Origin of the sequence: Nocardia sp. NPDC051833 (assembly GCF_040681225.1) — a bacterium.
GTDB lineage: Bacteria > Actinomycetota > Actinomycetes > Mycobacteriales > Mycobacteriaceae > Nocardia.
Window position 1 is genome coordinate 766,365 of the sequence record NZ_JBFAYK010000002.1, and the last position, 21,762, is coordinate 788,126.

A 21,762-nucleotide genomic window follows, 5' to 3' on the forward strand; every position below is an offset into this window, starting at 1 on the left:
ATAGACGACTCATCGGACCCGGCGGTGGCGGAATCGGCGGGCCGTCAGTACCGGGTGGGGCTGCAGGGATTGGACGACCCCGCGCCGACGGCCAGGTCGCACACACCTCCGGTGACCATCTGGACCGGGGTGATCGCCATCAGCACGACGAGTCCGATGAGATCACCCCGCTGAGCGAGTTCGACCGCGGATTGCGCTGCCCTGGAGGCGGAGTCGACGACCGACGAACCGGTGCCCGCGTCGGCGACCGGTTCGACGGGCCGAGCCGTCGCGTTCGGTGCGGCGCCGAGAACGGCCGCCGACGCGAGAGCGGCAGCGGCGAGAAAATGTGATGGACGCATTGTGCGTCTCCTGACTTCGAGAGGATCGGAACAAGGGGAAAGGGACACGGTTCAGCGGTGCGGCCGGCTCATGTCGCGGTTCATGGTCGGGATTTCGATGCTGATCGGCATGCGCAGTTCGGCCAGGTAGATCAGGGCCGCCTTGCGGAGGAACTCGTCGAGCAGCCAGTACGGATCGCCGATCGGCGGGACCGCGGTGAGCAGGCCCTCGCGCACAGCGATGAACGGCCCCCAGCTGACCCGCAGCAAGGGATCCCACACGGGTTCACGCGGGATGGCCAGGCCGTCGGCGATGGTGTCACCGAGCAGGAAACGGGTGAACGCGCCGAGGATCGGCTTGCTCAGGATGGCGAAGTCGATATTGGCGCCCAGTCCCAATAGCCGGTCGGCGAGTTTGACGCCTTCGGGTGTCACCGCGAGGATCGGGTCGAGAACCTGCGCGGCTTGCCCATTCGCCTCCGGCCAGGAGTTCGGGATGTACTCGTCCCGGACGCCGAGCAGGTGCGCGGCGACCTGCCAGGAGTGCAGAAAGCCGTCGGACTCGTCGGCCGGGATCGGCACGTTCCACGAGCGCAGGTACTTCATCACCGTGGTGGCCAGGCTGTGCCAGGTGACCATGATGTCGTTCTGGCTGATCGGGATGTTCTCCTCGGCGGAATGCACCCAGTGCGGCGATTGCGGCAGCAGGTGCCGCACCGCGGCGTGCACCAGCCGGGTCTTGACGCACGTGACGATCATTTCCCCGTCGGGGGCATACGAATTCGCGGTGCCGATGTCGTAGCCGAGCTTGGCGGTCTTGGTGATGCGGTCCTTGAGATCGTGCCCGCCCTTGGAGTAGTAGACCGCCTTGGCCTCCTTCGGAATGACGGTGCTCATCATGCCGCTGGCGAATCCGTACAGCACCCCGAGGTAGAGGCCCCGCTTCTTGTTGAACTGGATCGCCGCGTCGAGCTTGCCGGGGTCGGTCCAGGGTGGCAGCCTGCGCGCGTCCTCCATGAAATCCCGGAGGTCGGCGGGCAAGCCGGCCGGTAGTGGTTGCCCGTTGGTCTTCCAGGTCCGGAGCAGTTCATTGACCCGGGGGACGTCGCCCCGGTCGATCAGTCCGGGGACCAGGGCGTCGGCTTCGGGATCCCACACCGTCATCGGATCCGCGCCCGAGCCGGAGCCCGCGATGGATCCCTCCGGTGACCAGCTCCACGGCTCCCCGCGTGCGGGGGTGGTGAGGGCGAAGGCGCCCACCACCCCCAGCATCCCGCCGAATTTCATTGCATCGCGCCTGTTGAGTGCATCCATGGCGCCACTCCTCGTTGAGTATCAAGCCGACCGTCGTAGCACGATGAGCCGCCACTCATCGAACATGACGGAATGAGTATTAACTTAACACCAGGGGTGGTTACAGGAGTCCGTTCCGCGTCACGTCGTCAAACAGTCGAATGATTGCCATCAGCACCTGTGGTGACCGGATTATTTGTGGCGGAACACCCGTTGGCCCGTAGACCCAACCTTCGGCCAGGCCATCTAACGGTCGAAACGGAAAGTAACTTATAGCGCTACCGTTCTCGGGGTGCAGACCAGCACTCGGGTCGGGATCCCTCGACGTGACACCGACAGCGGGGAACTACAGCAGCCGCGCGTCGACGAGCACTTCGGGCGAATGGGGTCCGTCGGGCTCGAAGTACTCCCCCAGCAGAGCCCGTGCGACGTACACCACGGGCTCGCCCCGACCGGGCCCCGCCTCATCGAGAATCTCGCGCACTCTGGCCCGGAATTGCCGGCGCGAGAGGGAGAAAGCGCGGCGGATCGCTTCGTTCGAGGGTCCGCCGAGGGGCTGCAGCCGCAGGGCGAAGTCGATGATCGCTTCGTCCTCGGGGCACAGGGTCGAGTAGCCACTCATCGTTTCCGGCCCTCAGAAGGCGGCTTCGTCGAGATCCATCACCGACAGATCCAGCTCGGCCAGGACGGTGCGGGTCGCGGTGAGGCGGGGCAGCACGTTGCGGGCGAAGAACGAGGCCACGGCGAGCTTTCCGCGGTAGAAGGCGACATCACGATCTGCCGCGCCGGTGGTGAGCGCGGCGTCGGCGACGACGGCCTGAACCAGCAGCCGCCAGCCGATCAACAGATCACCGACGGCCAGCAGGAAACGCACCGAGCCGAGCCCGACCTTGTACAGTTCGCGCGGGTCCTGCGCGGCGGCCATCGTGTAGCCGATGAGCGTGGCCGCCATGGCCTGGACGTCGGCCAGCGCGGTGGCCAGCAGTTCCAGATCCGATTTCACGGCCTCACAGCCACAGTTCACGGTGCGGTCGATCTGCTCGGCGAGGTGCGCCAGCGCGGCACCTTGTCCGCGAACGATCTTGCGGAAGAAGAAGTCCAGGGCCTGGATGGCGGTGGTGCCCTCGTACAGCGAGTCGATCTTGGCGTCGCGGATGTACTGCTCGATCGGGTAGTCCTGCAGGTATCCGGATCCGCCGAAGGTCTGCAGTGATTCGGTCAGCAGCTCATACGCGCGTTCCGAACCCACACCCTTGACGATCGGCAGTAGCAGATCGTCGACCTGATGCGCCATGCGCGGGTCGGCACCGGAGACCGCACGGGCGACGACGGCGTCCTGGTGGGCGGCAGTGTAGAGGTAGACCGCGCGCAGGCCCTCGGCGTAGGCCTTCTGCAGCATCAGGCTGCGTCGCACGTCGGGGTGGGCGATGATCGGCACCCGCGCGGCTGTCTTGTCCTGCATCTCGGTCATGTCGGCGCCCTGTACCCGTGTCTTGGCGTAGGCCAGCGCGTTGAGGTAGCCGGTGGACAACGTGCCGGCCGACTTGACGCCGACGGTCATCCGGGCGTGCTCGATCACCTTGAACATCTGGGCGATGCCGTCGTGCACGTCGCCGACCAGATATCCCACGGCCGGAATGCCGTGCCCGCCGAAGGTGAGTTCGCACGTCGGCGAGGACTTCAGACCCATCTTGTGCTCCACCCCGGTCACGAAGACACCGTTGCGCTCGCGCAGTGCGAGCGTGTCGGGATCGAACAGGCGGTTCGGCACATAGAACAGGCTCAGGCCCTTGGTGCCCGGTCCCGCGCCGTCGGGGCGAGCCAGCACCAGGTGGAAGATGTTCTCGGCGGTGTCGCCGACGTCGCCGCCGGAGATGAACCGTTTGACGCCCTCGATGTGCCAGGTGCCGTCGGGCTGGACGATCGCCTTGGTCCGTCCCGCGCCGACATCGGATCCCGCGTCCGGTTCGGTCAGCACCATCGTCGCCGACCAGCCGCGCGCGATTCCGCCTGCGGCCCAACGCTTCTGCTGCTCGGTGCCGACCGAGTACAAGACATCGGCCATGGCCGGGCCCAGGCTGTAGAAGAAGGCCGCCGAGGGGTTGGCGCAACTCAGGATCTCGTTGAGTGCCCATGTCAGGGCCGCCGGTGCCGGCTGGCCGCCCGCGCCTTCGGCCATCCCGACCCGCCACCATCCCGCGTCCTTGGCCACCCGCACGGTCGCGGCCAGCGCCTCGGGCACCACGATGCGATGCTCCACGGGCACGAATGTCGGCGGGGTGCGGTCGGCGGCGGCGAACGATTCGGCCAGCGGCCCTTCGGCCAAGGCGCAGGCCTCACGCAGCATCACCCGCGCGGTGTCGGCATCGAGGTCGGCGAATGCGCCGGAATCCAAGACGGAATCCACCCGCAGAACTTCGAACAGATTGAATTCGATATCTCGTACGTTCGCAATGTAATGCCCCATGTGCCGACTCCCTTTCCGAGGATCAGACGAACGTGTCGAAACGATCCCCTTCGGCCGGGTGTCTACGCAACCGTAACCCGAGAAACCTACGGCAACGAAACCGTAGGAAACCAGGAAAAAGCGGACTGTGATACCGGACACACCACTTTCGAGTCCGGTCGACGCATCCTTGCCATCGGTGTCCGCGCGAGGGCTCCGACCGGTGCGGCTCACCTGCCGACACTCGCCCGCCACGCCGCCCCTGGCCGTGTCTCCATCTCAAATATTATGTGCGCGTTATCTATTCACCAGCTGACCTGATACGCGCGACCTACAGCGATCGCGACAATCCGAGGGACCGTCTGCAACTGTCGGCCGCGCAGGCACCGTCGCTATTGGTCTCGCCGCAATGTGGATCGGTAGCGAGAAAATCTACGTCCACCATAATCGCGCAAAGACCCCTCGGCGCACAACCGGAATCTGTCGATAAAAGCCAGAAGCCCGGTCAACGGCCGAAATGAACGCGCGGCACACCATGTGGGAATAAATTCGGTCAAAGGGAACTCGGCGCACTATTTCGGGCACCGGTGCACGCGCACCAGCACGCGCGGGTCCAGGTCAGGCGCGGTGCAGGGCCAGGACAGGGATGGTGCGAATCCCGGCGGTCTTCTCCGCGTAGCCCGCGAATCCCGGATAGCGGCGGGCTTGTTCGGCGTAGATGCGGTCACGGTCGGCGCCGGTGACCTCGGCGACGGTGACCGGGTAGGTGTCGGTGCCGATCTCGATGTCGGCGGCGCCTGCCGTGGTGAGGTTGTAATACCAAGCGGGGTTGGTGGGTGCGCCGGCTTTGCTGGCGAAGACGTAGATGGTGTCGGGGTCGCGTTCGTCCGGCAGATACATCATCGGGGTGACGAGCTCGCGGCCGGTTTTGCGGCCGCGGTGGTGGACCAGCACCATCGGGGCGCCGTCGAAGTTGCCGCCGACGCGGCCCTGGTTGGCACGGAACTCGGCGATGATCTCGGTGTTCCAGTCCTCGGGTGTGCTCATGGTCCGGATTCTCCCGCCGGGCACCTCGATGATCTCGGAACCGCCGCGGCGCGGCGACGAAAGTGCTGGGCCATCGGATCAGAAGCCGCCACCGCAGGAGGAGAAGCTGTCGAAGCCGCCGTAGCTGGAGTGGCCGCCGATGGAGGGGCCGGAACGGGTCGGCGGGCGGGTGGGGACGCGCCGGGAATCGTTCCAGTGACGGGGAGCCACCACGGCCCACCAGGTGGGGAAATCCGCGCCGCTGACGTGTTCGATCTCGGCGCGGTCGGAGGCGGCCCAGTGCACGGTGTAGCCGGTGAGGTGGTGGGTGGGGCGCTGGAGTTCGTCGATCAGTTCACCGGTGGTCAGGGTCGAGTCGTCGGCACGGAAGACGTGGACGGTTCGATCGGCTTCGGTGACGCGGTAGCTCCACCGGGTCCGGGCGGCCAGCGCGGTGAAGCGGTCATCCCGTTCTTCCCGCTCGCGCTGGGCTTTCCAGCGTCGTGCCTGTTCCTCCTTGGCGCGTGCCTCGGCCTCCCGCACGCGGGTTTCGATCTGCTCGCGGACGGGGCGATAGTGCGCGGCGATGTCGTACAGCCGCCGGTCGAGTCCGCCGAATGCCTGCCATGACGCCGCTTTGCTGCGGCGGCGAGCCGCCGACCACCCGGAACCACGTCGCAGTCCGGGTGAGAAGCCGCCCTCGATCCGCATGCCGAGATCGTGGACGAGCTGCTGCTCGGCGATCCACAACGCGTCCAGTGCCGCGGTCTGGGCCCGGATCCACGCCGCGCAGTCCTCGGCGGTGGCGTCGACCCCGACACTGTGCATCGCCGTCCTCCGGTCGAGGCAGGTCCAGCCGCGCTCGTCCCGGCCTTCCGGCGTCTCGACCGCATAGATCTCGGCGAATGCCCGGCTCGGGTCGAAACCCGCCAGCTGCCGGTCGGTCAGGGCATACCGGAAATCGAACGAATAGCGGTACAGGGTCACCGATACCATCGTGTTCCTCCCCCACGGGTACCTCCACGATAACGCCGGTACGGACACGACATGCCGGGCTTCGCAGGTGGTCCCGCACAGGCATGGCGAGCGCGCACCAATCGTTCGATAGGGTACCGATCGGTTCGCGTGTCGGCGCGGGCCCGGGAGGAGCGCGCGGATGCCGGTGATCGGACGAGACAGCGAGCTGAAGGAACTGGCCGCACTCGTGGCCGCTCCCGAGGGGCGCAGCGGCATCGTGATCGAGGGCGAACCCGGCATCGGGAAGTCGACCCTGGTCGAGCAGGCGGTCGCGACGGCGGCGGACGCAGGGCTGCGGGTGCTGCGGACCACCGGTGTGGAAGCCGAGCACGGTCTCCCCTATGCCGGGCTGCACCGGGTGCTGTATCCGCTGCGCCGGGCCTTCGACGCGTTGCCCAGCCGCCAGCGCGAGGCACTGACCTGCGCGCTGGGGATGTCGGACCTCGTCGACGAGCCGAGCCCGCACCTGGTCGGGCTCGCCGCGCTGACCGTGCTGGCCGATGTCGCGGCCGAGCGGCCGCTGCTGGTCGTCGCCGAGGACGCGCACTGGCTCGACCCCGCCAGCGCCGAGGTCCTCGCCTTCGTCGCGCGGCGGATCGATGCCGAACCCCTCGTCCTGGTCGCCACCGTCCGCGACGGCGCGAGCTCGCCGCTGCGTGACGCCGAGCTGTCCACCCTGCGGCTGGGACCGCTGTCCGACGACGACGCGAACACGCTGCTCGACCACACGGCACCGGGAGCATCGGCCCAGGTGCGGCGCCGCGTGCTCGCCGAAGCGAACGGCAATCCACTGGCCCTGGCCGAATTGCCCACGGCCGCGGTCGATCTTGTCGACACCGCGGCGGCGCTGCCGTTGACCGAGCGACTCGAACGCGCCTTCTCGGCGCGCGGGGCGGAACTGCCGGATGACACCAGGTCGGCGTTGCTGGTCGCCGCGCTCGACGACGGCGCCGTGCTCGCCGAGATACTCGCGGCCACCGGTCGACTGCTCGAATCCTCCGTAGACGAGGACATCCTCGCGCCGGCGGCGACCGCGCGGCTGATCGATATCGGATCCGGCACAGTGACTTTCCGTCATCCGCTGGTCCGCTCGGCGCTGATCGCGGCGGCGCGGGCAGAGGAACGTTGCCGCGCGCATCTCGCTCTCGCCGACGTACTCGCCGGGTCGCCGGATCGCCAGGTATGGCATCGGGCGGCCGGCGCGGCCGGCGCCGACGAGGACGTGGCGGCGGCCCTGGAGGCGGCCGCCGAACGCGCCAGGCACCCGGGCGGGGCGATCGCGGCGCTGGAACGCGCCGCCGCGCTCAGCGTCTCCCCCGGTCGTCGCGCCGATCGGCTGCTGCGCGCGGCCGAACTGGCCGTCGAATCGGGTCGCCGCGACATCGTGGACCGGCTGGTCGACGCCGCGCGCTCGCTGCCGCTCACCCCCGAGCAGGAAGCCACGGCGAGCTGGGTCCTCAGCGCGCCCGAGGACGGTATTCGCGAAAGTCCGGCGCGGATCGGTGAATTGGCCGCACTCGCCGCGTCCGTCGCGGCCGACGGGTACCCGGATCCGGCGCTGCGGATCCTGTGGGGCGCGGCCATGCGGTGCTTCTGGTCCGAGCCGGGGCCGGATGTCCGGCGCGCGGTCCTCGCCGTCGCCGATTCTTTCGGCATTCCCGACGGCGATCATCGCAAGCTCGCGATCGACTCGATCGTGGCGCCGTTCGAGCGCGGCGAGCAGGTGCTGGTTCAGCTGCGGGCGCTGGCGGCGACCACCGGGCGTGACCCGGAGGTCGACTACTTCCTCAGCAGCGCCGCCTATCAGGTCGGCGCGTTCGATCTCGCCGCCGGCTTCGCCGGCGCGGCCGCACCCGGCTTCCGCTCCGCCGGGCGGTTGGGTCTGCTGACGCGCGCACTGGCCATCCAGGCGTGGAGCCTGGCCAGGGTCGGTGACCTCGCCACCGCCGCGCCCATCGCGGCCGAGGCCGCGGCCTTCGCCCTGGAGACCGGGCAGACCTTCATGCACGCCTCCGCCATCGGCGTGCAAGCCGAAATCGCCGCGCTGCGCGGCGATTACCCGGAGGCGGTGGCGATCGCCGCCGACACCGAACGGATCGGACTGGCCGCGGCCGTGCGCCCGGTGCTGGCCACCGTGCAGCTCACGCGCGGGATCATCGCGCTCGGCGAGGGCCGTTTCGACGACGCCTTCACCGATCTGGCGCGCATCCACGATCCACTCGACCCGGCGTATTCGCTGGCACTGCGGGTGTGTTTCCTGACCGAACTCACCGAGGCCGCGGTCCGCGCGGGCCGCACCGCCGCCGTCGCGGACCTGCTGCGCGGTCTGGAACCGGTGGCGGCTGCCACGTCCGCCCCCGCGCTGCACATCGGAATGCGGTACGCGCGAGCGGTACTCGCCGGGGACTCGGCCGCCGAGAGGTTCGCCGAGGCACTGGCGGCCGACCTCACCGGTTGGCCCGCCGAACGCGGCCGACTGCATCTGGCCTACGGCGAGTGGTTGCGCCGCCAGCGCCAGGTGGTCGAATCCAGAACCCATCTGCGCACGGCCAGGGAAATCTTCGATGCCCTCGGCTTCGCCGCCTGGAGCGAACGGGCCCGGCTCGAGCTGCGCAGCGCGGGCGAATCCAGCCCGAACCGGGACCCGGACGCGCGCGAACGACTCACCCCGCACGAGCTCAGCATCGCGCAGCTGGCGGCGCAGGGGCTGACGAACCGGGAGATCGGGCAGCGGCTCTATTTGTCGCATCGGACCGTCAGCACACACCTGCACCGGATCTTCCCGAAACTCGGGATCAGTTCGCGGGGTGACCTCGCGGCACTGCTGCCGACCCTGGACGACCCGGCGGTCTGAGCCGGCGCCGGGCACCGGCGATCGACACCGATTACGTCATCCGACGCACGCGGCGGACCCGGTGCGCTCCCTAGCGTCGAGGGTATGGACATCAATCGACGACGACTCTTCGGTGGCGCGCTCGCGGCGGGCGCCGCGGGCCTGGCCGTGACCTCGCTCGGCGCCTGCGTCACGGAAACCCCGGCCGCGCCCGCCGTTCCGGGCGCCGCGCTGCGAGCAGGCGCGGGAGCCAACACGACGCTGGGCCCGATCAAGACGGTCGAGGCCGGTGTGCTCGAGGTCGCCTACGCCGAGTTCGGCCCTGCCTCGGGGCAACCCGTGATTCTGCTGCACGGGTGGCCCTACGACCCCTACAGCTACGCCGATGTCGGTCCGATCCTGGCCGAGTCGGGATTCCGGGTGCTCGTCCCGTTCCTGCGCGGGTACGGGCCGACCCGGTTCCTGTCCGAGCAGACGCCGCGCAACGGTCAGCAGTCCGCCATCGCGCGCGACATCGTCGACTTCATGGACGCGCTGCGCATCGACTCGGCGGTGTTCGGCGGATTCGACTGGGGCGCAAGGACGGTCGACATCATCGCCGCGCTGTGGCCGGAGCGGGTCGAGGCGATGGTCGCGGTGAGCGGGTACCTCGTCACCCAGCAGGCGGCGCAGCAGCAGCCGTTGCCGCCCGCGGCGGAGCTCGGCTGGTGGTACCAGTACTACTTCGCCACTGAACGCGGCCGCCTCGGCTACGCGCGCAACCGCCACGACTTCAACAAGCTCATCTGGCGAAACGCCTCCCCGGCCTGGGATTTCGACGAGGCCACCTACCAGCGCAGCGGCGCAGCCTTCGAGAATCCCGACCACGTCGACATCGTCATCTCGAACTATCGCTGGCGGCTCAGCCTGGCGCCGGGCGAACCGCGGTACGACGACTACGAGCAGCGCCTGGCCACCGGACCCACCATCGCCGTCCCCGCCATCACCATCAGCAGCGACTTCGACGGAGCCGCCAAGGACGGAAAAGCCTACCGGGGCAAGTTCACCGGGAAGTACGAACACCGCGTGCTCGACGGTATCGGCCACAACGTTCCGCAGGAGGCACCGCGGCCGTTCGCCCAGGCGATCGTCGACGCAGGCCGAATGTGATCGACACAGCGGCACTCCGGTGCCGGGCAACGGATGCCCGGCACCGGAGTGCTGTCGGTCAGACGGTGATGGTTTGGTATTCGGTGTACTGCCCCAGCCCGACCGCCCCGAATTCGCGACCGATCCCACTGGCTTTGAAGCCGCCGAACGGGCCGTCGAATCCCACCGGCGCGCCGTTGACGGTGACCGTCCCCGTCCGGATCCGGCGCGCGACCGCCAGGGCCGCCTCCTCGTCGGCCGACCACACGCCACCGGAGAGCCCGTAGTCGGAGTCGTCGGCGATGCGGATCGCGTCGTCGACGTCGTCGTAGGGAATGACCACCAGCACCGGGCCGAAGATCTCCTCGCGGGCGACGCGCATGGCCGGTGTCACGTCCGCGAAGACCGTCGGCGTGACGTAGAAGCCGTCGCCGAGGCCCGGCGGTAGTTGCGGCCCGCCACAGACCAGCCGCGCGCCCTCGGCGATGCCTGCTTCGATGTAGTCGCGGACCCGCTGTTGCTGATCGCCCCGGACCATCGGTCCGATGAAGGTGCGCGGATCGCTCGGATCACCGACCGGCAGCGACTCCACCAGCGCGGCGAGCGCGGCGACCACCTCGGCGTAACGGCTGCGCGGGGCGAGAATCCGGGTCTGGGCGATACAGGATTCGCCGTTGTTCAGCAGCGAGCCGAACTTCAGTCCGGCCGTCACCGCGGCCAGGTCGGCGTCCGGCAGAATCACCGCCGCCGACTTCCCGCCCAGCTCGAGGCTGACCCGTTTGAGCTGCTCGCCCGCGATGGCGGCGATCCGCCTGCCCGCCCCGGTCGACCCGGTGAACGCGATCTTGTCCACCCGGGGATGCGAGATCAGGTACTCGCTGGTGTCGCGGTCGGCAGGCAGGACGCTGAGTACGCCGTCGGGCAGCCCGACCTGATCCATCAGCTCGGCCAGCACTCCCATACTCAGCGAATTCTCGGGAGAAGCCTTGAGCACCACCGAATTGCCGGTGAGCAGGGCGGGCAGGATCTTCGCCGTCGCGGCGGCGAAGGGCGAATTCCACGGGATCACCGCGGCGACCACGCCGACCGGTTCCCGGCGGACCACGGTGCGAACCGGATCGGCCGGGTCGGACGGGGTGAGCGTGCGCTCCCACGGGAAGTCCTCGGCGGCGGCGAAGTAGGCACGCGCCTGCCGGGTCAGCCCGGCCTGGCCCGCCCTGGTGAACCAGGCGGCCGAACCGTTCTCCGCGGTGATGAGCGCGGCGATGCGGTCGGCCTGGGCGGCGCGCAGCTCGTCGAAGTGCCGGAGCGCGGCGATGCGCCGCGCCGGTGGGGTGTCGCGCCAGACGCGGCTGTCGAAGGCCGCGGCGGCCGCCGCCACCGCCCGATCCACGTCCGCGGGTTGGGCTTGCGCCGCTCGGCCGATGACCGAGCGGTCGTGCGGGGACAGGATCTCCAAGAGCGCGGGCTCGCTGGGTTCGGTCCACGTGCCGCCGACATAGAGCCGGTCGTAGGTGATCACGCGACCTCCTCTCGTGCCGGTGGCCGCTGCTGGTCGCGATAGGTCTCCAGTAGCCGCAGCCAGACCTCGCCGATGGTGGGGAACGACGGCACGGCATGCCAGAGTCGTTCCAGCGGAACCTCTCCGGTGATCGCGACGGTCGCCGAGTGCAGCAGTTCGGCCACGCCCGCACCGGCGAAGGTGGCGCCGACGACGACCCCGCGATCCGGGTCGATGAGAACACGCGCCCGGCCTCGGTACCCGGGATCGTGCTGGATCGCCCCGGCGACGTGGCCGATCTCGTAGTCCACCACATGCACCGCCCGTTCGGCGCGGACGGCGTCGGCGGTGGTGAGGCCGACCGACGCGATCTCCGGGTCGGTGAACACCACCTGCGGCACCGCGTCCAGGTCGGCGGTGGCGGCGTGCGCGCCCCAGCGTCCGGTGTCGAGGGCCTGGCCGCGCGCCCTGGCGGCGATGACGGCCCCGGCGATGCGGGCCTGGTACTTACCCTGGTGGGTGAGCAGGGCTCGGCGGTTGACGTCGCCGACCGCGTACAGCCACGCGCCGTCGACCGCGGTGACGGTGAGTGTGTCGTCGGTGGTCAGCCACCCGCCGGGAGTGAGGCCGACGGTGTCGACGCCGAGGTCGGTGGTCCGCGGCGCGCGCCCGGTGGCCAGCAACAGTTCGTCGGCGATCAGCCGGGTGCCGTCGGCGAGGGTGAGGTGCACACCCTCGTCGTCGCGGCGCGCCGCCGCGATGGTGGTGCCCAGCCGCAGTTCCACCCCCGCCTCCCGGAGCCGCTCGGTGACCAGGTCGGCGGCGAACGGCTCGACGCGCTCGAGCAGCCGAGATTCCCGGGCGATCAGAGTCACCTTGGCGCCGAGAGCCTGCCAGGCGGTGGCCATCTCGACCGCGACGACCCCGGCGCCGAGGATGGCGAGCCGGTCGGGCACCGTCTGGGCGGAGGTGGCCTCCCGGCTCGTCCACGGTCGCAGCGCGTCCAGCTCGGGCAGCGGCGGCAGCGCGGCCGAGGTGCCGGTGCACAGGGCGACCGCGTGCCGGGCGGTGAGCCGCACGGTGCCAGCGTCGGGCGTGCGGACACTCACCTGTTTCGGACCGTCGAGCCGGCCGTGCCCGCGCACCAGGTCGACCCGCACGGAGTCGAGCCAGGCGAGCTGGTCCTGGTCGTTCCAGTCAGCGGCCATGCGGTCGCGATGCTTCAGCACCGCGGCCGCGTCGAGGCCACCGGTCACCGCGCTCGCCACGCCGGGAAAGCGGGCCGCCTCGCGATGGAGCAGCGCCGGACGCAGGAGCGCCTTGCTGGGTTCGCAGGCCCAGTACGAGCATTCGCCGCCGACCAGTTCGGTTTCGACGATCACGGTGCTCAGCCCGGCGGCGCTGGTTCGGTCGGCGACGTTCTCGCCGACCGGCCCCGCGCCGATCACCACGACATCGTAGATACGGGTTTCGTTGTCGGACATGATGTTCCCCTTCGCGATCAGCGGCCGGGCGCGCGCTGGGTGACTTCCTGCAGGAACCAGCCGTTGCCGTCGGGGTCGGTGAACGCCGCGAAGGAACCGTAGGAACGCCGCTGCGGGTCGGCGCCCGGCACGCGGTGCTCGGTGCCGGGGTGGTGGAACACGCCGGTGGCGTCGCGGAACGGGCCATCGACCTCGACACCGCGCCCGGTCAGTTCCGCGACGGCCTGCTCGATGTCGGTGACGATCAGGTGCAGGCCGTGCAGGGATCCCGGTGCGACCGTGGCGACTCCGGTGCCGAAGATGATCGAGCACTCCGAGCCGGGCGGGGTGACCTGCACGACGCGATAGCCCTCCTCCACCGGGAAATCGGCGTCGAGCCGGAAGCCGAGCCGGTCGACATAGAAGGCTATGGCGCGATCGACGTCGGCGACGGGCAGCACGACGACTTCCAGTTTCATATCCATGAGCGATGTTCTCCTCGAGGGGTTTTCGTACTCGGTGTCAGTGGGTCGCGGCGGCTTGTTCGATGACGTCGGCGACGACATCGGGATGCGAGACGGCCACCGAATGCGACGCGGCGACCTCGGTGATCCGCGAATGCGCCCGCTCGGCCATGAACCGCTGCGCTTCGGCCGGGATATTGCGGTCCTGGGTGGTGACCACGGCCCAGCTGGGCTTGTCGGTCCAGGCGGCCACGGTGGCCTTCTCCTCGAGCGCGGCCTGCGCGATCGGGCGCTGGACGGCGGCGGCCAGCGCGGCGCGCTCGGCGGGTACGTCGGCGGCGAACTGGGCGGGGAACTTCGCCTGCTGGATGTACAGATCGGTGCCCGCGTTGCCGTCCGCGGCGGTGAACGGGACCGGATCGAGGGTGCCGGGCAGGGTGGAGCCGGGGAACTTGGTGGTCAGCTCGAGCGCGGTCTCCCCCGGGGCGGGCTGGAAGGCCGCCACATAGACCAGCGACCGCACCTGGTCGTTGCCCGCGGCGGCCGCGCTGATGACCGACCCACCGTAGGAGTGCCCGACCAGGATCACCGGGCCCTGGATATGGCTGATCACGCTGCGCACGACCGCCGCGTCCGCGGCCGGGCCACGCAGCGGATTGGCCACCGCGACAACGGGATACCGGTCCGCGATGAGCCTGTCGGCGACGTCGTTCCAGCTTGAGCCGTCCGCGAACGCACCGTGGACCAAGACCACGGTGGGGCGCGGCGCGTCCAGCGTCGGCCCGGCCTGGGTGGCGGTGCTCGCGGTACAGGCGACGGCGAGCGCGCCTGCGGCGACGGCGGCCGTGGCCGCCGCGAGGATCCGGTGCGGGCGTCGGATGTCGACCATGTCGATGGTCCTTTCGAACGAACGGTGCGGTGGGAGTGGTTCCACCTTCCGCCGCATCGCCCGGTCGCCACATCTGTCATCTGACGCCGACCATGACGTAGTCACCCGCGATTACGTCACCGCCTGCGTCATCCGACAGATTCGGCGGATGGTCGCCGGCGGCGATCGTTGTGCCATGACAACGATCCGCTTCCACCTGCTGTCCACCCTGACTCCTGCCGAGGTCGTGGGCGTGCTCACCGACTTCGGGCCCACCCGGCCCGAGACCTGGTCGAACTCCATCGACGCCGAGCACTTCGTCGTGCACGACCGGGGCGAGACCTGGGCCGAGATCACCGAGGGCAACGCCGCCGCCTGGGAACGCGCCCGCTACGACTGGGACCCCGCGGGCGACACGGTCACCGTCACCACGCTGGACTCCAAGCTCTTCGGCGCGGGCGGCGGCTGGGTCTTCCGCGCCACTCCCACCGCGCAGGGCTCGCGCGTCGATGTCGAACTGACCCGGACGCCCACCGCGTTCAAGGGCAAGATCCTGGCGGCGCTGCTGCCGCTGGTCGGCCCGTCCTCGCTGCGCAAGTCCTTCGCCGCACCGCTGCGGGCCGCGTGATGTCCGGAACGCTGACACCCGGCACCCATGCCTTCGACTCCGACGGCGTGACACAGCGGTACCACGTGTACGGCAGTGGACCGGTCTGCCTGGTCCACCCGGGCGGGCCTGGCATCCACTGGGAATACCTGCGCATGCCCGCCCTCGAAAAGCACCTGACCATGGTGTACATCGAGGCGCTGGGAACCGGCGAGTCCGGCAGGCTGCCCACCCACCCCAACGGCTACACCCGCGAGCGCTACAGCACGGCGCTGCGCCGCGTCGTCGACCGGCTCGGCGTCTCGCGGGTGTATCTGCTCGGGCATTCGCACGGCGCGTTCGTCGCCGCCTATCACGCGATCCACCACCCGGCCGCGCTCGCGGGAATCATCCTGTACGAGGGCGCGCCGGTGACCGGGCCCGAGCACGGTGCCGAGGCCGCGCGGCGGCTGCGCGACTTCGTCACCGCGCACGCGGGCCACCCCGAACTGCCCGACATCCTCGCCGCTTTCGGTGCGATGCAGGAGATTTCGAACGATGTGCAGACCCTCGCCGTCGCCCGGGGCATCCTGCCTGCCTACCTCGCCGACTACTGGGGCGACGAACCCCGCTGGGCCGCGGTCCGGGACGCGCTGCGCGCCGGGTACATCTCGGGGCTGGACGCGCTCGGCGCGCCCGATCTCGTCGACGACCGCGCCGACCTGCCCGCGCTCACCGTGCCCACGTTGGTCGTGGTCGGCCGCTTCGATGTGATCTGCGGGCCGCGCTGGGCGCAGGAACTGCACGACCGCATTCCCGATTCGCGGCTGGTGGTCCTGGAGCACAGCGGCCACCTGGGACACCTCGAGGAACCCGAGCGCTTCGCCGAGGCGGTGCGCGACTTCGTGCTCGCCGCACCCGCGCTGCCGGTGAGCGGCGAAATAGCAGCCAGGAGGCCGCAATGACCGAACGCCCTTTCATCGCAGCGCTTTTCGTCACCGGTCCGATCGCGATGCTGATCTGGTCGGAGACCGCTGCACTGCACGGCCGCGGCCCTGGCCCCCGCGAAATTCTGGGCAGGCGCACTCTCGATCGAACGGAAAGTCTATGAACAAGACCGCAGTACAGCCTGTTTCGATGACGGAACGGTCGTCGCTGATCCGGCTCTCGCTGGGCCGTGGTGTGCTGGCCATCGGGTGGGCGCTCGCCTTCGCCGCCGTCGGCGACATCCTGGGCGTGGTGGCCGTGGCGCTGCTCGTCGCCTATCCATTGATCGATGCCGTGTCGTCGCTGATCGACTACCAGGAGATGCCCGACGGACCCGAACGCCGGGTGACGGCACTGAACGGCTGCCTGAGCGCGGTCGTCGCCGTCGCGCTCGGCGTCGCCGGAACCGTGGGCGGTGTGGGCACGGTGCTGGGCGTGTTCGGAGCCTGGGCGGTGGTGTCGGGTGCGGCGCAGCTCGTGGTCGGCCTGCGTCGGCGCGGCCCCGTCTTCGGCAAGCAGTGGCCGACACTGATTTCCGGTGGCCTGTCCTTCCTGGTCGGGCTCACCTACCTGGCCCAGGCGGCGGGCGACTCTCCGTCGCTGCACGTGCTGTCCGTCTACGCCACCGGTGGCGGCGTCTTCTTCCTCGCCCAAGCGGCACTCCTGGCGTGGAAGTCGCGCCAGAGTAACGGAATGAACTGACACACAACCTGATTCGACACCCGTAAGGAGCATTCCATGACACAGCGACTGTGCGGAAAAACGGCGCTGATCACCGGTTCCACCAGCAATATCGGACGTTCCATCGCGCTGGCGTTCGGCGCGGAGGGAGCCCACGTCATCGTGTCGGGACGTGACCGAGCGCGCGGCGCGGCCGTGGTCGAGCGGATCCGGGCCGACGGCGGCACCGCGGACTATGTGCGCGCCGACCTCGACGGCAGCTCCGCCGCCAGCCGCGCACTGGCCGCCGCGGCCGTCGAGGCGGCGGGCGGGCGGCTGGACATCCTGGTCAACAATGCCGGAATCTACCCGCGCGCGACCACGCTCATGGTCGACGACGACACCTTCGACCGGATGTACGGCGTGAATGTCAAGGCGCCGTTCTTCCTGACCCAGGCGCTGGTCCCCGGGATGATCGACGCGGGCGGCGGCGTCATCGTGAACCTCGGCTCCTGGGTGGCCCGGCTCGGGGTCGGCTCCGGCGCGCTGTACAGCTCCACCAAGGGGGCGTTGGAAACGCTCACCCGCGCGTGGTCGGCGGAATTCGGGCCGGACGGCATCCGGGTGAACGCGATCTCCCCGGGCGTGATCCTCGCGCCCGACGGCGATCCCGCGATCGAGCAGGTGGCCGAGGTCATGATGCACGGGACCCCGGCGGGCGCCACCGGTCGCCCCGATGCCATCGCCGCCGCGGCGGTCTATCTAGCCTCCGACGACGCGGCGTTCGTGCACGGCACCGTCCTCGACGTCGACGGCGGCCGCGTCGGCGTCGCGATCGTCGCCGGAGCTCAGCCGCGAGGGCGCGCCGAGCCCGCGTAGCACGCCGACGGCCGCCCAGACCGGTCCGGTTCGATCAGTGAGGTGTGGACATGGGGAATCTACGTGGTGGCAGACGGTTCGGCTCGTGCGTCGTCGACGGCGTTGGCGTGGTCGATCTCGGCCATGTGATCCTCGGCCCAGCTGCGCAGTGCCGCCAGCGGAACCTCCAGGGACAGGCCCAGTTCCGTGAGCCGATAGTGCACGCGCGGTGGCACCGTCGGCTCCACCCGGCGGGTGACGAGACCATCCCGGACCAGATTCTGCAGCGTCACCGACAGCATCTTCTGGGACACACCGGGCATGCGTCGCCGCAGCTCGGCGAACCGGACCTCGCCCGGAGCGGCCTGCGCAAGCACCTTGACCGCCATCGATGTCCATTTCGTGCCGATGCGGTCCAGCAGCTGACGGGTCGGGCATTCGCGATCGAACAGATCACCGCGAACCGGCGTCTGCGCTGATCGAGTGGTCACCTGGACCTCACCACCTGTCGTCGAAGTGCCTTCTTGGCAGCGCAACCTTGGTTACCTACCGTTCCCTGGTAACTAATGGTAACCATCGGGAGGGTTCCATGGACCACACGCCTCCGCTCCACACCGCCACCGTCGAGCTGCGCCGGATCGAGACCAACGGCATCCAGGCCAACGTCGCCCTGGCCGGCTCCGGCCCCGCGATCGTTCTGCTGCATGGTTTTCCGCACACCTGGCGACTGTGGAGCGAGATCATCGGCCCGTTGTCCACGCACTACCGAGTGATCGCCCCGGACCTCCGTGGGATCGGCGCCTCCACCCGGGCACCGGACGGCTATGACGCCGGCACGCTGGCCGCCGATATCGCCGGGATCCTCGATGCCCTGGGCGAATCCACCGCGGACGTGGTCGCGATCGATGCGGGCACCCCGGTCGCGGTCCTGCTCGCCCTGCGCCACCCCGACCGGGTACGACGGCTCGTCGTCATGGAGGCACTCCTGGGCAGGCTCCCCGGCGCCGAGGACTTCCTCGCCGCGGGCCCGCCGTGGTGGTTCGGATTCCACGCCGTGCCCGGTCTCGCCGAAACGGTCCTGCTCGGCAACGAGGCGCGCTATGTCGAGTGGTTTCTCATCACCGGCACCCGGGGTAGGGGCGTGCGGGCCGATATCCACGACGCGTTCGTCGAGGCCTACACCGGAGCCGACGCCCTCCGGTGCGCCTTCTCCTATTACCGCGAACTTCCGGCCAGCGCACATCAGCTCGAACTCGCCGCGGCGGCCCATCGTCTCACCGCACCCACGCTGGCGATCGGGGCCCACCCCGTCGGCGACGTGCTGGAGCGGCAGCTCCGGCCCATTACGGATGATCTTGTAGGACAGGTTATTCCGGACTGCGGTCACATCATCCCGCTGGACAGGCCGCACGAACTGCTCGACCTCATGATGCCCTTCCTCACTGCCGAATGACCCGTCTGACCCTCGCTGTTTCCGACGGAAGGACGACTTTCGCCACCGTGCTCAGTGGCTGAACGTGGCAGGCCTGGCCGACCTCTGGGACGACATCAGCTCACTCGTCACCGATCGTCCCCGTGGTGGAGGTCGGAGTCGGCGGCGCGCTCGATGGCCTCCATCACGACGGATGCCCGCGGGTAGCCGATGTAGGCCGCCAGCAGAGTCATCAGCGCGGTGAGCCCGTCGTGTCCGATGCCGTGCGCTCCCGCCTGCCGCAAGTGGGTGGTGAGCCGGTCACCGGAGACACCTTGGGCGGCCGGCGCCGGACTCAGCCTGCCGCGCCGGGCACGGTGTTCGCCGACGTGTGGTGACGTGCGTGTTCGGCGCACAGGCAACCGACACCGCGCTCGATCCACTCCCGCATCGCCCAGTCCGGATGCCGTTCGATCATCAGCGCGCGGACCTCCTCGGCGATGTCCTGCTCGCTCATCGCCGAATCCCGTCGCCGCCAGGTCTCGTCCCGCAACTCGCGCAGATGGTCGCGCACGTCGGCCAGAAGCTGGGCATCGCCGATCGCGCCGTGTCCCGGCACGACCACCCGCGGTGCTTCCGCAGCCAGTCGCTCCATCACGGAGATCCAGGCCAGCCCGGAGACATCGGTGTCGTAGGGCGGGAACCACGGGAAGATCGCGAACTGGCCCGCTTCGGCGAGATCACCGGTGAGCAGCACACCGGCATCGGGAACGACCACGACCTGATCGCCTCGGCTGTGCGCGCGACCGGTCGGACGCAACTGCACGACGCGCCCGTCCAGGTCCAACTCGAAGACGCCGTCGTACACCCGGTCCGGCGCGGGGAGATCCACGCCCTCGAGCTCCCGCGCCACCGGTTCGCCGAGCTGCCGGAACATCGCGAGGTAGCTCTCGCCCTTGTGCGCGAGGTCCTCGGCTTGGGCCCGGTTGACCAAGTAGGTCGCCTCCCCGGCGAATACCTGGGCGCCGAACGCGTGCTCGGGATGGAAATGCGTGGTCGTCAGATAGAGTTCGCGCCCCTTGGCCTGCTCGGCGGCGAAGGCGAGCACCTTCTCGGCGTTGCGCGGCCCCATCCCGGTGTCGACCACCAGCACCGCACGCGTGCCACCGATCACGCCGATGTTCGGCACGAGATCGACCCCGCGATTCGGAATCGCGAGCACATCGCGCGCCAGCTCCTGCACGTCGGCGATCTCGACGACAGGGTCTGGATGGTGGTAACTGGGCATGGTCGACTCCGATGCTGGCTGGATGGTGTCCCTCGAGCCATCAGCTGCCTGACGGTCGATCCGATCACGTCCACTCCAGCACCGGCTCGCGCCTGCCGTCCAAGACCGGTTGCGCACGACCGATACCGTGCGGGTATCGGCCGTGCGCAGGCCCGGAACGGGCTGGGTGACCGAGGCTCTCGGCGCCACGGTCTGGGCGGAGAAGCCGGGTGCGCGGGCCGCCGCACTCACCGGCCCTGGGCAGTGGCACAGAAGATGATCGCCGGGTAGGTGGCGACGAACGCCCAGAAGAAGGTCGTCAAGCGCATGACGAAGGCAGTTCCCAGGTGCAGTAGCGCTCCGCCGATCAGCAGTGCGTAGGTCAACGCCGGGATACCGAGGAGGACCAGCGGAAAAGCGCACTCCAACGCGATGACCGACCAGCACATCGCCACCGCGACACCACGATGACGAGCCAGCGCCCGCCCGGCCCAGGGGTGCCCGTAGGACTGTGTCGCCAGCACCTCGGGCAATGCCGCGCCACTGCGCCACAACGGGCCGGCCAGCTTCGCCACCCCCGCGGTGAAGTACGCCAGACATGCCTGTGCCGTCAGGAACCACAGAACGATCTCGTCGGCGCGAGCCTGCCCCACGGCGAAGGCCAGAGCCAGCGCAGCGAAAACGATGACGGTCATCTGATCCGCCCCGTCGCCCCCGAAACGCGAGCGCATGCCCAGCAGGATGTAGGTCACGGCGATCACGGCGGCAGCCACGACGTTGAGGGCCGAGGACGGGCGCAGAACCAACAGGATCCCGCTGGCCAAGCAGGCCGCGACCAGACCCAGCACCCTCGGATAGACCAGCAGCGGTCCGACGCTGCGCTGGAAGGACTTCGTGGTCAACAACGGGAAGCTCGTCGCCGAGACCGGCCAGCTGGCCAGGGCACCGTCGGCGAGCAGCCGCGGAGTCGCCAGTCGCTCCAGCGATCCGATGATCACGGCGACCGACCCGATCGCCGCGGACAGGTGCAGCGCGTCGGTGCTGCTCAGCATCGACTCGCCGCCGCTCGCATGACCGCCGGTCCGCCCGGATGCATGGCCGATACGAAAAGCACCTGGTGTTCCGGATTCTCGTCGGACCCCTTCGACCGCATGATGAGGAACTGGGTGGCATGCGCACGACGATCCCGGGGAAGACTGCAGACGAAGTTGAGCATCGCGATATAGGACAGCGTGGTCTGAATCCGGTCGGTGTCACCGTTCAGCGACAGACCGTCTTTCAACAGTTCCAGCGTGATGTCGATCATCGCCTTGTTCTGTCTTCGGCCGGGATGCCACACCGCACCCAGCCATTTCACGGGCTTGCGCGGGCTTATCTCGCGCCAGGGCGCCAGTTGTCCGTCCACCGAGAGATCGCGGTAGAGCAGATGCAGATCATCCGTGGCGGGCGAGGGGGCGAAGAAATGCCACCGCGGCAGCAGCCCGAGCACGTCGTGCGCGCGAAACCAGTGCTCCAGTCTGCCGGCTTCCCATTTCTCCACACTCCGGGGTATCTGACAGATCACCGATATGGCGAACCAGGTCAGCAGCAGGAGGGCGAGCAGGGCGAAGACCAGATCGTCTATGGCCATGTCG

The 21,762-nt window shown here is 69.3% G+C and carries 21 protein-coding genes and 1 pseudogene; 7 read left to right on the forward strand and 15 right to left on the reverse strand.

All coding sequences use genetic code 11. The features are described 5' to 3' along the window. Positions 1 to 44: 44 nt before the first annotated feature. The 6 genes from AB0L91_RS21670 to AB0L91_RS21695 form a co-directional block, all read right to left on the reverse strand. Positions 45 to 341: a hypothetical protein gene (locus AB0L91_RS21670; RefSeq protein WP_365012524.1), complete on the reverse strand. Its 297-nt coding sequence runs from the start codon at positions 339 to 341 to the stop codon at positions 45 to 47. Between the two features lie 51 nt (positions 342 to 392). Beyond that, on the reverse strand, positions 393 to 1,634 hold the full coding sequence (locus AB0L91_RS21675) for an oxygenase MpaB family protein (protein WP_365012527.1): 1,242 nt from the start codon (positions 1,632 to 1,634) through the stop codon (positions 393 to 395). Between the two features lie 325 nt (positions 1,635 to 1,959). Then, positions 1,960 to 2,235: a hypothetical protein gene (locus AB0L91_RS21680; protein ID WP_357350095.1), complete on the reverse strand. Its 276-nt coding sequence runs from the start codon at positions 2,233 to 2,235 to the stop codon at positions 1,960 to 1,962. A 12-nt stretch (positions 2,236 to 2,247) separates the two neighbouring features. Then, positions 2,248 to 4,080: an acyl-CoA dehydrogenase gene (locus AB0L91_RS21685; RefSeq protein ID WP_365012530.1), complete on the reverse strand. Its 1,833-nt coding sequence runs from the start codon at positions 4,078 to 4,080 to the stop codon at positions 2,248 to 2,250. 597 nt (positions 4,081 to 4,677) lie between these two features. After that, entirely contained in the window at positions 4,678 to 5,106 is a 429-nt protein-coding gene (locus AB0L91_RS21690) for a nitroreductase/quinone reductase family protein (RefSeq protein WP_365012533.1), read from the reverse strand. A 78-nt stretch (positions 5,107 to 5,184) separates the two neighbouring features. Continuing rightward, entirely contained in the window at positions 5,185 to 6,081 is an 897-nt protein-coding gene (locus tag AB0L91_RS21695; protein WP_365012534.1) for a hypothetical protein, read from the reverse strand. Between the two features lie 160 nt (positions 6,082 to 6,241). Here AB0L91_RS21695 and AB0L91_RS21700 point away from each other — a divergent pair, with 160 nt between their 5' ends. Together AB0L91_RS21700 and AB0L91_RS21705 are read left to right on the forward strand one after the other, a co-directional pair. Next, positions 6,242 to 8,956 carry an AAA family ATPase gene (locus AB0L91_RS21700; RefSeq protein ID WP_365012537.1) on the forward strand — a complete coding sequence of 905 codons (2,715 nt, stop codon included), beginning with the start codon at positions 6,242 to 6,244 and terminating at the stop codon, positions 8,954 to 8,956. An 84-nt stretch (positions 8,957 to 9,040) separates the two neighbouring features. Beyond that, positions 9,041 to 10,084 carry an alpha/beta hydrolase gene (locus tag AB0L91_RS21705; RefSeq protein ID WP_365012539.1) on the forward strand — a complete coding sequence of 348 codons (1,044 nt, stop codon included), beginning with the start codon at positions 9,041 to 9,043 and terminating at the stop codon, positions 10,082 to 10,084. A gap of 58 nt (positions 10,085 to 10,142) precedes the next feature. Here AB0L91_RS21705 and AB0L91_RS21710 read toward each other — a convergent pair whose 3' ends face one another. The 4 genes and pseudogenes from AB0L91_RS21710 to AB0L91_RS21725 all read right to left on the reverse strand — a co-directional run bounded on the left by AB0L91_RS21710 (position 10,143) and on the right by AB0L91_RS21725 (position 14,380). Then, positions 10,143 to 11,585 (reverse strand): aldehyde dehydrogenase, encoded by a 1,443-nt coding sequence (locus tag AB0L91_RS21710; protein ID WP_365012541.1) that lies wholly within the window; start codon positions 11,583 to 11,585, stop codon positions 10,143 to 10,145. Further along, positions 11,582 to 13,094 (reverse strand): annotated as a pseudogene (locus tag AB0L91_RS21715) (NAD(P)/FAD-dependent oxidoreductase); the annotation flags it as partial. The pseudogene AB0L91_RS21715 and the gene AB0L91_RS21710, both read right to left, overlap by 4 nt. Continuing rightward, entirely contained in the window at positions 13,066 to 13,512 is a 447-nt protein-coding gene (locus AB0L91_RS21720) for a VOC family protein (protein ID WP_365012544.1), read from the reverse strand. The gene AB0L91_RS21720 and the pseudogene AB0L91_RS21715, both read right to left, overlap by 29 nt. 37 nt (positions 13,513 to 13,549) lie before the next feature. Beyond that, the gene (locus AB0L91_RS21725) at positions 13,550 to 14,380 is read right to left on the reverse strand and encodes an alpha/beta hydrolase (RefSeq protein ID WP_365012545.1); all 831 of its coding nucleotides are present in this window, start codon (positions 14,378 to 14,380) and stop codon (positions 13,550 to 13,552) included. 175 nt (positions 14,381 to 14,555) lie between these two features. On the opposite strand from AB0L91_RS21725, the gene AB0L91_RS21730 reads away from it, so the two are divergent. The 4 genes from AB0L91_RS21730 (at position 14,556) to AB0L91_RS21745 (ending at position 17,471) form a co-directional block, all read left to right on the forward strand. Then, complete coding sequence (locus tag AB0L91_RS21730) at positions 14,556 to 14,987, forward strand: hypothetical protein (RefSeq protein WP_365012547.1); 432 nt, start codon at positions 14,556 to 14,558, stop codon at positions 14,985 to 14,987. After that, complete coding sequence (locus AB0L91_RS21735) at positions 14,987 to 15,910, forward strand: alpha/beta hydrolase (RefSeq protein WP_365012549.1); 924 nt, start codon at positions 14,987 to 14,989, stop codon at positions 15,908 to 15,910. Before AB0L91_RS21730 ends, AB0L91_RS21735 begins: the two co-directional genes overlap by 1 nt. A gap of 172 nt (positions 15,911 to 16,082) precedes the next feature. Next, positions 16,083 to 16,634, forward strand: coding sequence for a DUF308 domain-containing protein (locus AB0L91_RS21740; protein ID WP_365012552.1), 552 nt, complete (start codon positions 16,083 to 16,085; stop codon positions 16,632 to 16,634). Positions 16,635 to 16,670: 36 nt separating this feature from the next. Next, positions 16,671 to 17,471, forward strand: a complete 801-nt coding sequence (locus AB0L91_RS21745; RefSeq protein WP_365012553.1) for an SDR family oxidoreductase — start codon at positions 16,671 to 16,673, stop codon at positions 17,469 to 17,471. A gap of 59 nt (positions 17,472 to 17,530) precedes the next feature. Here AB0L91_RS21745 and AB0L91_RS21750 read toward each other — a convergent pair whose 3' ends face one another. After that, the gene (locus tag AB0L91_RS21750; RefSeq protein WP_365012555.1) at positions 17,531 to 17,941 is read right to left on the reverse strand and encodes a helix-turn-helix domain-containing protein; all 411 of its coding nucleotides are present in this window, start codon (positions 17,939 to 17,941) and stop codon (positions 17,531 to 17,533) included. Between the two features lie 98 nt (positions 17,942 to 18,039). On the opposite strand from AB0L91_RS21750, the gene AB0L91_RS21755 reads away from it, so the two are divergent. Next, positions 18,040 to 18,903, forward strand: coding sequence for an alpha/beta hydrolase (locus AB0L91_RS21755; protein WP_365012556.1), 864 nt, complete (start codon positions 18,040 to 18,042; stop codon positions 18,901 to 18,903). A 107-nt stretch (positions 18,904 to 19,010) separates the two neighbouring features. Here the strand turns inward: AB0L91_RS21755 and AB0L91_RS21760 are convergent, their stop codons facing one another. The 4 genes from AB0L91_RS21760 to AB0L91_RS21775 all read right to left on the reverse strand — a co-directional run bounded on the left by AB0L91_RS21760 (position 19,011) and on the right by AB0L91_RS21775 (position 21,758). Next, positions 19,011 to 19,166, reverse strand: a complete 156-nt coding sequence (locus AB0L91_RS21760) for a hypothetical protein (protein ID WP_357350128.1) — start codon at positions 19,164 to 19,166, stop codon at positions 19,011 to 19,013. 50 nt (positions 19,167 to 19,216) lie between these two features. Further along, on the reverse strand, positions 19,217 to 20,149 hold the full coding sequence (locus AB0L91_RS21765; protein WP_365012559.1) for an MBL fold metallo-hydrolase: 933 nt from the start codon (positions 20,147 to 20,149) through the stop codon (positions 19,217 to 19,219). Positions 20,150 to 20,376: 227 nt separating this feature from the next. Next, on the reverse strand, positions 20,377 to 21,180 hold the full coding sequence (locus AB0L91_RS21770) for a hypothetical protein (protein ID WP_365012562.1): 804 nt from the start codon (positions 21,178 to 21,180) through the stop codon (positions 20,377 to 20,379). Next, entirely contained in the window at positions 21,174 to 21,758 is a 585-nt protein-coding gene (locus AB0L91_RS21775) for a hypothetical protein (protein WP_365012564.1), read from the reverse strand. Before AB0L91_RS21775 ends, AB0L91_RS21770 begins: the two co-directional genes overlap by 7 nt. Positions 21,759 to 21,762 lie beyond the last annotated feature (4 nt).